This is a genomic window from Nocardia sp. NPDC004260 (assembly GCF_053603155.1).
The window spans coordinates 62763-73982 of the sequence record NZ_JBSGEZ010000037.1; the positions used below are offsets into that span (position 1 = coordinate 62763).

The window sequence follows — 11220 nt, forward strand, 5'->3', positions numbered from 1 at the left end:
GCTCTATGCAGGAGAGCGTGCACAATGTCATCCGCAGCCTCAGGGTATTTTCGACGTCTGAGCCGCAGGCTGACCGAAGACATCGATCAGCTGGATGCCGAAGAGCTGGCCGAGACGTCCGAGGCATCGGGCGCGTGCCGCGCGTCGGAGTGTCGGCGCGGTGACGAGGCGACCATGCTCGGTAGGCTCCGTAGCGTCGAAGCGTGTCCCAAGTCGGCGGGCGCCAGCGTCCAGGCCGAGTTCTTCGACGGCACCGACGCGATTACGCTGGTCTGGATCGGGCGCAGGCGCATTCCCGGCATCGAGCCGGGCAGGCGCATCCTCGTCCGTGGCCGGGTCGGCGACCGCGACGGCCGCAAAGTGATCTTCAACCCCTACTACGAATTGCGCGGGAACAGCTGACGTATGCCTTTGAGCAACGACAACGCAGGATCGGACGACCGCACCGGGCTCCCCTCGCCCGACCGTGACGAGGAACGTGCCGAGCAGACCCTCCTCGAACAACTGGGCGGCTTCAGCGGCCTGATCTACTCGACGCTTCCCGTTGTCGTGTTCGTTCCCGTGAACAGTGTCGCCGGGCTGGCGGCCGCGATCTGGTCGGCCCTCGGGGTGGCGGCCGCCATCCTCCTGTGGCGCCTGGTACGGCGCGATCCCATCCAGCCCGCCATCTCGGGCTTCTTCGGCGTCGGCATCTGCGCCTTCATCGCCTACCGGATGGGCGAGGCCAAAGGGTTCTTCCTCTTCGGCATCTACACCAGCCTCGTGTACGCCGGGGTGTTCCTCGCTTCCATCCTGATCCGCAGGCCGCTGGTCGGCGTGATCTGGGGCGTGCTGAACGGCCACGGCTCCGACTGGCGGTCCGACCCGCGCTCGGTGCACCTCTACGACCTGGCCACCACCACCTGGATCCTCGTGTTCGGGGCGCGCTACCTGGTGCAGTCGCAGCTCTACGACACCGACCGCACCGGCTGGCTCGCCTTCGCCCGCATCGCGATGGGCTGGCCGCTGACCGCGGTGGCGCTGGCCGTCACGATCTGGGCTGTGCGCCGGGCCGGTCACCTGCCCGCCAAGTCGGTGCGCGCGACCGAACCGGCCTGAGCCGTTAACCTTCCGCCGCCATCCGGCGAAAACCACAGGGGTGGGGAGATCGCCACCGCCGAGGTGGGTGCTTCCCCACCCTGGGGTGCCTGGTTGGTCCTCCGAGTTCATCAGACGATCTATGCGTACCGAAAAACACGCACTGATCGGCAAGAAAGGACTCGGACGTGGCTACCGAGCACAACACCGCGGCGCTGCCCGTCAACCACAACCCCGCGCTCTCGGAGAGCCGGCGGATCTCGGCCGAGCTGGACAAGCTGATCGGTCCGGCGGCCGGGGGCGACCGCCGGGCGGTCTCGGAGATCATCCGGATCGTTCATCCGCTGGTGCGGCGTTACTGCGGCGCGCGCCTGGGCAACACGGCCCATCTGCAGGTCACCGCCGACGACGTGGTCCAGGAGATCCTGCTGGCCACCGTCAACGCCATCCCGCGCTACCGCGACCAGGGCAAGTCGTTCCTGGCCTTCGTCTACGGCATCGCGGCCAACAAGGTCGCCGACGCGTTCCGCCGCTCCCAGCAGCACCCCGCCTACCCGGTGGCCGATGTCCCGGACTCCGCGTCCTGCGCCGCCGGTCCCGAGGAATGGGCGCTGGCCTCCGAACGCCGCGCCGCCACAAGGGAACTCATGAAAGTGCTGGCCCCCGCGCACCGTGAGGTGCTGGTGATGCGCATCGTGCTGGGCTGGTCGGCCGCGGAGACCGCCGAGGCCATCGGCACCAGCCCGGGTGTGGTGCGGGTGATGCAGCACCGCGCACTGAACAAGCTGCGCGCGGAGCTGAAGCTGGCCGCGTAGGGCTTCCGGCGGCGCTTCGCCGAGAACGCGCGTCCGGCCGTGTCACGGGGAGTTACGGTCTGATGCCGTGGTTGGCGAGTTCCAGCCGGAGGTCCTCCTCGGCCTCCACCGAAGTCACGAACAGCAGCTCGTCGTCGCCTTCCAGCGCGTCGTCCGGCTGCGGCACGATCACGCGCCCGCCGCGCAGGATGGTCACCAGTGCGGCGTCGCGCGGCAGGATGAGCGTGCGCACCGGTTTACCGGCCAGCGCGGTGTCCGCGGGCAGCGTCATCTCCACCAGATTCGCCTGGCCCTGGCGCAACGTCATCAGTCGCACCAGATCTCCGACGGAGACCGCCTCCTCGACCAGGGAGGCCAGCAGCCGGGGTGTGGACACCGCGACGTCGACACCCCAGGAACCGTCGAAGAGCCATTCGTTGCGCGGATCGTTGACGCGCGCCACCACCCGGCGCACCCCGAACTCGGTCTTGGCCAGCAGGCTGTGCACCAGGTTCGCCTTGTCGTCGCCGGTAGCGGCGATGACCACCTCGTAGGTCTCCAGACCGGCCTGCTCCAGCAGAGCCAGTTCGCACGCGTCGGCGTGCACCCAGACCGCGTCGGGGATCGCGACCGCATCGATGTGCTCGAGCTCACGCTCGAGCAGCATGACCCGATGCCCGCCGCGCAGGAGTTCCCTGGCGATCGATCGGCCGACGGCGCCTGCTCCGGCGATGGCCACTTTCATGTTCAGTCCTCGCTCGCTGGGGGCTTCCCGGCCAGGGCGACGGTTTCGCCCGCGGCGCCGGATGCGACGGCCACATAGACGATGTCGTCGGCCTGGATGATCGTCTTGCTGTCGGGGAGCACTGCCCGGCCGAACCGGATGATGAACGCGACCCGTGCGGCGACGGTCTGCTCTAGATCGCGCACGGTGCGGCCGTACCACTCTTCGTGCAGCGTCAGCTGGGTCACAGCGACAGTTCCGGTGGGGTCGCGCCAGGTGGTTGTGCCGGTGTCGCCGACGAGCGCGCGCAGGAAGCGGTCGGTGGTCCACGGGACCGTGGCGATGGTCGGGATGCCGAGCCGCTCGTAGACCGCGGCGCGCTTGGCGTCGTAGATGCGGGCGACGACCCGCTCCACGCCGAACATCTCCCGGGCCACCCGGGCGGAGATGATGTTGGAGTTGTCGCCGGAGGAGACCGCCGCGAACGCGTCCGCCCGTTCGATCCCCGCCTTTATCAGCACATCTCGATCGAAACCGACGCCGGTCACCTGCTCGCCAGGAAAGTCGGATCCCAGGCGTAGAAAGGCACTGGAGTCCCGGTCGATCACGGTGACTTCGTGACCTACGCGGACCAGGGCATGGGCCAGCGACGAGCCGACGCGCCCGCACCCCATGATCACTACGTACACCGTGCAACCTCGTTCCTGGAACCGTGGTGTTCGGTCTGCTTCGCTGTTCGGTCGAACGCTACCCGCCGAATGATTCCACCGGCCACGTTCCCCCTCCAGCCGGCGAGCAAACCTGCGAGCCACGCGCGCGATCCACCGTGCGGGGGCCTATGCTCGCTCCAGTGTCCAAGTTGACGACGGCAGCGAAGCGAGTGCTGCTGGGCAGGCCTTTCCGTAGTGACTCGCTCGGCCACACGCTGCTGCCGAAGCGAATCGCGCTCCCGGTGTTCGCTTCCGATGCCATGTCATCGGTCGCCTACGCCCCCGAGGAGATCTTCCTCGTTCTTTCGGCCGCCGGGGTCACGGCCTACCTGTACGCCCCCTGGGTCGGATTGGCCGTCGCCTTCGTCATGGCTGTCGTGGTGGCCAGCTACCGGCAGAACGTGCACGCCTACCCGTCCGGCGGCGGCGACTACGAGGTGGCCACCACCAATCTGGGGCCGAACGCGGGCCTGACCGTCGGCAGCGCGCTGCTGGTCGACTACGTGCTCACCGTCGCGGTGTCGATCTCCTCGGCCGCGTCCAACATCGGCTCGGCCATCCCGTTCGTCGCGACGCACAAGGTGCTGTTCGCCGTCGTCGCCATCGCTGTGTTGACCGCGATGAATCTGCGCGGTGTGCGGGAGTCCGGCACGGCGTTCGCGATTCCGACCTACGCGTTCATCATCGGCATGTTCCTCATGCTGAGCTGGGGCCTGTTCCGGATCTTCGTGCTCGGCGAGGAGTTGCGGGCCGAATCGGCCGGTTTCGGATTGATCGCCGAGCACGAGCACCTCTACGGGCTGGCGTTCGCCTTCCTCATCGCGCGCTCGTTCTCTTCCGGGTGTGCCGCGCTGACCGGTGTGGAGGCGATCAGCAACGGTGTGCCCGCGTTCCGCAAACCCAAGTCGCGCAATGCCGCCACCACTTTGCTGATGCTGGGCACGATCGCGATCGTGTTGCTGATGGGCATCATCATCCTCGCCCAGAAGATCGGGGTGGTGTACGCGCACAACGTCGAGGACCTGACCGGCGCACCGTCGGACTACCACCAGAAGACGCTGATCGCGCAGCTCGCCGAGACCGTGTTCGAGGGTTTCCCGCTCGGCTTCTTCTTCATCACGACGGTGACCGCGCTGATCCTGGTGCTGGCCGCCAACACCGCGTTCAACGGGTTCCCCGTGCTCGGCTCGATCCTGGCGCAGGACCGCTACCTGCCGCGCCAGCTGCACACCAGGGGCGATCGGCTGGCGTTCAGCAACGGCATCCTGTTCCTGTCCGGCGCGGCCATCGCGTTCGTGGTGCTGTTCGGCGCCGAGGTGACCAAGCTGATCCAGCTGTACATCGTCGGCGTGTTCGTCTCGTTCGTGCTCAGCCAGACCGGCATGCTGCGGCACTGGACCCGCTTGCTGCGCACCGAGACCGACCCGGCGCAGCGCGCGCGGATGAAGCGCTCGCGGGTGATCAACGCGGTGGGTCTCAGCGCGACCGGAGCGGTGCTGGTGATCGTGCTGATCACCAAGTTCTTCGCGGGGGCCTACATCGCCATCTGCACCATGGTGGCGATCTTCGTCGTGATGAAGATGATTCGCAGGCATTACGATTCGGTCGCGCGCGAGCTGGACGAACACGAGTGGGACGGCGTGCTGCCCAGCCGCTCGCACTCCATCGTGCTGGTTTCCCGGCTGCATCTGCCGACCCGCCGCGCCCTCGCCTACGCCCGCGCCAGCCGCCCGGACACGCTGGAGGCGGTGACGGTGAACGTCGACGAGGCCGACACCAGGGCGCTGGTGCGGGAGTGGGAGAACAGCGACATCACGGTGCCGCTCAAGGTGATCGAATCGCCCTATCGCGAGATCACCAAGCCGGTGCTGGACTACGTGAAGCGCGTGCGCAAGGACGCCCCGCGTGACGTGGTGACCGTGTTCATCCCGGAGTACGTGGTGGGCCATTGGTGGGAACAGGTGCTGCACAACCAGAGCGCGCTGCGGTTGAAGGGCAGGCTGCTGTTCGTGCCGGGCGTGATGGTGACCAGCGTGCCGTGGCAGTTGAGTTCGTCCGCGCGGGCGCGGACTCCGGGGGTGGTGAACGCGCCGGGCGCGGTGCGGCGCGGGTACGAGGATCGGACGTGACGTCCATGGAGCATTCGGGATGAGCGATCGGCCGACCGCCACGTTCGAGGTGCGGCTCGGGCCGCCGGGTCACGGCGGCTTCTGTGTCGCACGGCACGAGGGACGTGTGGTGTTCGTCCGGCACGGCCTGCCCGGCGAGCTGGTACGGGTCCGGGTCACCGAGGATCGCGGCGGCTCGTTCTGCCGTGCCGACGCGGTCGAGGTGCTCGAGGCGTCCCCAGATCGGGTGCGGGCCACCTGTCCGGTGTCCGGCCCCGGTGGCGCGGGGTGCTGCGATTTCTCCTTCGCCACGCCGGTGGCCCAGCGCGCGCTGAAGGCCACGGTGGTGGCCGAACAGTTGCGGCGGCTGGCCGGGATCGAGCGGGAAGTGGTGGTGGAGCCGATCGGGCCCGGAGACGCGATCGGCGGGTGGCGCACCCGCGTGCGCCTCGCGGTCGACGCCAACGGACGTGCGGGCGTGCACCGGTATCGCAGCACCGACGTGATCACGGATCTGCGGTGCCCGCAACCGGTCGCGGGGGCTTTGGACGGGATCGCGGACCGGCGGTGGACGCCCGGCGCCGATCTGGTGATCGCGGTGGACGGTGATGGGATACGGCATGTCGTCGAGCTGACGCCCGCTGCCGAGTCCGAACCGGTCGGCCACGAGCGCGGTCGGCGCGGTCCCGGCGGGAGTGGGCGGCGATCGGAGCCGGGGAGCCGGGATCGGCGTGCGGGCGGCGGAGCTGGTCGCCGCGATCGGCCGCACGGCCGGGATCGGCGCGGCGCACAGTGGGCCGCCGCGGAGTCGGCTCGCAGCGACGACCGGCGCGCGGCATCCGCACGCCGCGCCGCGGCGCACGCGACGCGCGACGAGTGGGTGTTCGAGGGCAGCGGGCGCGCGGTCGAGTACGTGGCCGGGCGCCGGTGGGAGGTCGCGGCGACGGGCTTCTGGCAAGCGCATCACGGTGCGGCGCAACGGTATTCGGACCTGATCGCGGAATGGTCGGAACTCGGGCCCGGTGGCCGGGCGTGGGATCTCTACAGCGGCGCCGGGGTGTTCGCCGCGCGGCTCGCCGAGCGGGCCGGGCGGACCGGTGTGGTGCTGGCGGTGGAATCCGCGCGGCCCGCCGTCGCGGACGGCGCCGCCGCGTTGCGCGACCTGCCCTGGGTGGAACTGCGGGCCCAGCGGGTGGAGCGCTGGGTGCTCGAGCACGTCGGTGCGGCCGCCCCGGACGTCGTCGTGCTCGATCCGCCGCGCGCGGGGGCGGGCAAAGAGGTGGTCGGCGCGGTCACCGCCAGCGGCCCGACGCGGATCATCCACGTTGGCTGCGATCCCGCCGCGTTCGCCCGCGATCTCGGCCTGTATCAGGCGGCGGGCTACCGGCTCGCCGATCTGCGCGCCTTCGACGCCTTCCCCGCGACGCACCACGTGGAAAGCCTCGCGCTGCTGGAGCGCTGAGCGGTCAGTCCTCGTAGACCGGGGGCCTGCGGTCCTTGCGGGCGCGGATCGCTTCGTCGAAATTGCCGGTGGTGAGGCGGACATACAGCTGGGCCGTGCCCTCGTGCTGCATGTGCGATTCGAATCCGCCCGCCTCCATGCCGCTCCACAACATGCGCTTGGTGAGCTCGGTGCCCACCCGGCTGAAGCCGATGATGCGCTCGGCGAGGTCGTAGCAGGTGTCCAGCAGTTTCGCCGCCGGAACCGTGCGGGACACCAGGCCGATTCGCTCGGCTTCGGTCGCGTCGACGTCGCGGCCGGACAACATGATCTCGAACGCCCTCGACGCGCCGACCGCGCGGGGCAGCAGATAGCTGAGGCCCAGTTCGGCGGAGGTGAGGCCGTTGTTGATGCCCGCGGCGCGGAAGTACGCGTCCTCGGCGGCGATCCGGATGTCGGTACCGACAGCCAGGCACAGCCCGCCGCCGATGGCCGCGCCGTTGACCGCCGCGATCACCGGCTGGTGCATCCGCCGCAGCGTGATCAGCACGTCGTTGAGCAGATCCATCGACCGGCGCGCGACACTGGTGACGGTCAGCCCGTCGACGTTCGGCACCTTTCCCGCGCCGGTCAGGTCGGCTCCCGAGCAGAAACCGTGGCCCGCCCCGGTCAGCACGACGACCCGCACGTCGTTGTCGGCGCGCACACCCTCCAGCGCCTCGCGCAGCGGGATCATCACGTCGAACGCCATCGCGTTCATCCGTTCGGGCCGATTGAGCGTCACCAGGGCGATATGGGGCCGTGGTTTGTCGATGAGCACGAACGACATGCGACCTCCTGAGCGGTGACAACCTCAATATAGGCACGCCGGGCGCGGCGCAGCGGTGAATCGCGCTCGGCACCCGCCGGATCCGGGTCGGGTCGCCGGACCGCACAATTAGAGTCACCGCCATGACCGTGTACGCAATCGCGCAACTGAAGTTCACCGACCGCGCCGCCTACGATCGCTACCAGGCGCGCTTCCTCGACGTCTTCGTCCGCTACTCCGGGACGCTGCTGGCCGCAGACGAGTCCCCGCAGACCATCGAGGGCGTCACCGATCGCGAGAAGGTGGTGCTGATGTCCTTCCCGGACGAGCCGTCCTTCCGCGCCTGGGCCGAATCGCCGGAGTACCGGGAGATCTCGAAGGATCGGCACGCCGGAGCGGACACGGTCACCCTGCTGGTGCGAGGTCTCGGTCACGGGTCGTGAACCGGCGTTCGGGCACGATGGAACCATGATCCATCATGTCCAATTGTGCTGTCCCGCAGGCGCGGAAGACCGGCAGCGCGGCTTCTATACCGGAGTGCTCGGATGGGCGGAACTCCCGAAGCCGCCCCTGCTGGCGGCCAGGGGCGGTTGTTGGTTCCGCGTCCCCGGGCGCGGTGGCCCGGACGGTGAACTGCACATCGGCGTGGAAGCCGACTTCCGTCCGGCCGGCAAGGCACACCCGGCATTCGTCGTGGACATCGATGCCGTCGCCGCGGCGGTCTCGGCGGCCGGATATCCGGTCGTCTGGGCCGATCCGGCGGAGATTCCGGGGCGGCGGCGGTTCCACACGCACGATGCGGTGGGCAACCGGGTGGAATTCCTCGCGGACTGATCCGGGGGGCACCAGGACCGGGCGCCGTCAGTCCAGCTGCCAAGTGACGCGGACGTCCGCGGAGATCTCGCTCTCGCCCAGCTCGACCGGGATGGCGACGGCACGGTAGGCCTCCACCGGAGCGGACATCGCCTGTGCGCGCGGAACCGGAGGCGCCGCGGCGGTGTCCTCGGTGATCTCCACGACGTCGCCGAGCGAGCGCCGCGCCCGCCGGGCGTACTGCTCGCCCTTGGCGAGGGCGTTGTCCCACGCGGCGTCGCGGGCGCGGTTGAGCAGGGATTCCAGGTCGGCGAAGGTGAGGGCCAGACCACCGAGGCGGACGTCGTCACCGCCCGCCTCGACGCAGTTGGCGATGATCGTGCCCGGGCCGGGATCGGCCTGCTCGCCGATATCGCGCAACGCGACCGTCAGCGATGTGCTCGCGAGGTATCCCGTGATGCGGTTGCCCTGTCCCTCGGTCCACACCGTCTCGGTCTGTACCGATAGTCCGCTGGTGGCGATGTCCGCGCCATCGACCCCGTCGGAGCGCAGCGACCGCGCGACCGCGGCCACGCGCTCACCGGCCCGGCTGTAGGCGAGCGCGACCTTGCTCGCGCGCGATTCGACGGAGACCGTCACCCGCATCAGATCGGGGACGGCGCCGGCGGTGCCGTGTCCGTAGGTGGTGACAGTGCCTGCGTGCGAATCGGTGTTCGTGCCCACTGAGCTCTCCTCGTCGATCGCTGTCGATCCGTACCGCACCATCGTGCCCGCTTCAGTAGTCGCCGCCGCGGGCCGCGATCGCCCGCACCGCCGCGTCGATCTGCGTGAAGGCTTCGGCGGCCAGCTGTTCGAGCAGCGCGAGCTTCAGCCCGGGCGCTTGCCGGGTGAGCCGATCGAACCGTTCGGGGGTCAGCACCGCGACGCACACCTCGGTCTCCGCCAGTACCTCGTTCCCGAACGGCGTTCCGACCAGCATCGGAATCTCCCCGAACGACATCCCGGCCGACAGGCTGAGCAGCCGGTGCGTGCGTCCGTCGGTGCCTTCGACCGTCAGGCGCACGCGGCCCTCGAGGATCAGGTAGAGACCCGAGCGCGCGCTGCCGCGTTCGGCGATCACCGCCCCGCGCGCGAACGTGCGCACCCGGAACTGCTCCACCAGGCGGGATCGCTCGTCCGCGGCGAGGCCGGCCAACGCCGGGTGACTCTCAATCCCGAACGACGCGCGGGCGGCCTCGCCGGCGGGGCGATGATTCGCGAGCACGATGTTCTCGCACCACTCGGTAGCGGTGTCGCGATCGATGAACACCGGCCCCCTCGGATCGTCCGGATCGATGCCGGAATCCGGGGAGCGCAGTCGCGCGTCTGGATCGACCAGCGCCACTCGGACACCCGCCGACAACTGCTCGAGTCGCAGGTCATCGATCATCCGCACCGCGATCGCGCTCACCTCGCCGACCCTGCGCACGTCGATGGCCAGCGCTTCCAGCTCGCCCGCCTGCTCCTCGATGGTGCGCACCGTGCGCTCCGCGCCCGCGAACAGCAGGTCGCCGTGCAGCTCGTAGACACACGCGCGATGCCCGTGCGCGGCGAGCACCGCGATCTCCTCGGTCGGGCGGCGTAGCCGCGAGGGCACCTCGGCCACCGAGTACGCCGCCCGGATCGCGGCCCGCGCCGCTCGGGTCACGTGCAGGAAGTGCAGCTCGAGTCGCCGCGACAGCTCACGGCAGGCGGCCACGCCGCGCACGCTGTTGCCGTGCCTGTCCAGCCGCGGCGAGTACACCGCGATCCCGACCTGGCCGGGCAGCACCGCCACGATCCCGCCCCCGACGCCGCTCTTGGCGGGCAGGCCGACAGTGGTCACCCAGTCGCCCGCCGCGTTGTACATGCCGCAAGTGGTCATGACGCTGAGCACCTGCTCGGTCAGTGCCGCCGAGGCCGCCTGCTCTCCGGTGACCGGATTGCGGCCGTTGTTCGCCAGCGACGCGGCCATCCGGGCCAGATCCTCGCAGGTCACGGTGACCGCGCACTGGCGGAAATAGCGATCGACCGCCTCGTCCGGGTCGGCGTCGAGGATGCCGAACGAGCGCAGCATGTAGCCGATGGCGCGATTGCGGTACCCGGTGCGCGCCTCGGAGGCGTAGACCGCCTCGTTCACGGTGAGCTCGCGCCCGGCGAAGCTCGAGTAGCAGCGCCGGATCCGCTCGAAGCGGTCGGCGGGGTCGCGGCCGTCGATCAGCGAGGCGGCGGTGATCGCGCCCGCGTTGATCATCGGGTTGCGCGGCCGCGCGGTCACCGGGTCCAGGCTGATCTCGTTGAACGGCTCACCGGATGGCTCGACGTCGATGCGCTCGGCGACCGCGTCCGGCCCCCGGTCGGCCAGAGCCAGGGCGTAGGTGAACGGCTTGGAGATGGACTGGATGGTGAAGCCGGTCCGGACGTCGCCCGCGCCGTAGATCCGGCCGTCGGCGGTGGCCAAGCAGATGGCGAACGAATCCGGCTGCACTGCGGCGAGTTCCGGGATGTAGTCCGCCAGTGTTCCGGACCGGTCCTCCCGGCAACGCCGGTGGACGTCGTCGACGATCCGTGCCACCACGCCGGGTTCGATTGTCCGCGAGACCGCTTGCTCGGGCCGGGCCACCCTGTCACTCTAGCTTGAGTTTTAACCTCTGAGCTGGGTTTTTATCCTGTTCGGCGGGGTCGTGGCCCGGGGGGTTTGGATGGCTTCTGGTTGCTGGGTGTTTT

Annotated in this window: 12 protein-coding genes; 7 read left to right on the top strand and 5 right to left on the bottom strand. The window is 69.6% G+C overall.

All coding sequences use genetic code 11. The features are described 5' to 3' along the window. Positions 1–24 precede the first annotated feature (24 nt). The 3 genes from ACWEO7_RS21925 (at position 25) to ACWEO7_RS21935 (ending at position 1892) form a co-directional block, all read left to right on the top strand. Positions 25–402, top strand: coding sequence for an OB-fold nucleic acid binding domain-containing protein (locus ACWEO7_RS21925; protein ID WP_450016711.1), 378 nt, complete (start codon positions 25–27; stop codon positions 400–402). 3 nt (positions 403–405) lie between these two features. After that, entirely contained in the window at positions 406–1098 is a 693-nt protein-coding gene (locus tag ACWEO7_RS21930; protein WP_452425685.1) for a DUF3159 domain-containing protein, read from the top strand. Positions 1099–1265: 167 nt separating this feature from the next. Continuing rightward, positions 1266–1892: a sigma-70 family RNA polymerase sigma factor gene (locus tag ACWEO7_RS21935; RefSeq protein WP_450016715.1), complete on the top strand. Its 627-nt coding sequence runs from the start codon at positions 1266–1268 to the stop codon at positions 1890–1892. A gap of 52 nt (positions 1893–1944) precedes the next feature. Here the strand turns inward: ACWEO7_RS21935 and ACWEO7_RS21940 are convergent, their stop codons facing one another. Both ACWEO7_RS21940 and ACWEO7_RS21945 read right to left on the bottom strand, forming a co-directional pair. Continuing rightward, positions 1945–2616, bottom strand: a complete 672-nt coding sequence (locus ACWEO7_RS21940; RefSeq protein WP_452425687.1) for a potassium channel family protein — start codon at positions 2614–2616, stop codon at positions 1945–1947. A 2-nt stretch (positions 2617–2618) separates the two neighbouring features. Then, on the bottom strand, positions 2619–3284 hold the full coding sequence (locus ACWEO7_RS21945; RefSeq protein ID WP_452425689.1) for a potassium channel family protein: 666 nt from the start codon (positions 3282–3284) through the stop codon (positions 2619–2621). 161 nt (positions 3285–3445) lie between these two features. Between ACWEO7_RS21945 and ACWEO7_RS21950 the strand changes: the two genes are divergently transcribed. Both ACWEO7_RS21950 and ACWEO7_RS21955 read left to right on the top strand, forming a co-directional pair. After that, a complete protein-coding gene (locus tag ACWEO7_RS21950) occupies positions 3446–5434 on the top strand; it encodes an APC family permease (RefSeq protein ID WP_450016721.1) in 1989 nt (662 codons plus the stop codon). Positions 5435–5453: 19 nt separating this feature from the next. Next, positions 5454–6875: a class I SAM-dependent RNA methyltransferase gene (locus ACWEO7_RS21955; protein WP_452425691.1), complete on the top strand. Its 1422-nt coding sequence runs from the start codon at positions 5454–5456 to the stop codon at positions 6873–6875. 4 nt (positions 6876–6879) lie between these two features. Here the strand turns inward: ACWEO7_RS21955 and ACWEO7_RS21960 are convergent, their stop codons facing one another. After that, on the bottom strand, positions 6880–7683 hold the full coding sequence (locus tag ACWEO7_RS21960; protein ID WP_450026597.1) for an enoyl-CoA hydratase: 804 nt from the start codon (positions 7681–7683) through the stop codon (positions 6880–6882). Positions 7684–7805: 122 nt separating this feature from the next. Between ACWEO7_RS21960 and ACWEO7_RS21965 the strand changes: the two genes are divergently transcribed. Both ACWEO7_RS21965 and ACWEO7_RS21970 read left to right on the top strand, forming a co-directional pair. Beyond that, positions 7806–8105: a DUF1330 domain-containing protein gene (locus ACWEO7_RS21965; protein WP_452425693.1), complete on the top strand. Its 300-nt coding sequence runs from the start codon at positions 7806–7808 to the stop codon at positions 8103–8105. 25 nt (positions 8106–8130) lie between these two features. Continuing rightward, on the top strand, positions 8131–8496 hold the full coding sequence (locus tag ACWEO7_RS21970) for a VOC family protein (RefSeq protein ID WP_067809896.1): 366 nt from the start codon (positions 8131–8133) through the stop codon (positions 8494–8496). A gap of 27 nt (positions 8497–8523) precedes the next feature. Here the strand turns inward: ACWEO7_RS21970 and ACWEO7_RS21975 are convergent, their stop codons facing one another. Continuing rightward, a complete protein-coding gene (locus tag ACWEO7_RS21975; protein WP_452425695.1) occupies positions 8524–9198 on the bottom strand; it encodes an SIMPL domain-containing protein in 675 nt (224 codons plus the stop codon). A gap of 52 nt (positions 9199–9250) precedes the next feature. Continuing rightward, on the bottom strand, positions 9251–11116 hold the full coding sequence (gene glsA / locus ACWEO7_RS21980) for a glutaminase A (RefSeq protein ID WP_452425696.1): 1866 nt from the start codon (positions 11114–11116) through the stop codon (positions 9251–9253). Between the last annotated feature and the right edge of the window lie 104 nt (positions 11117–11220).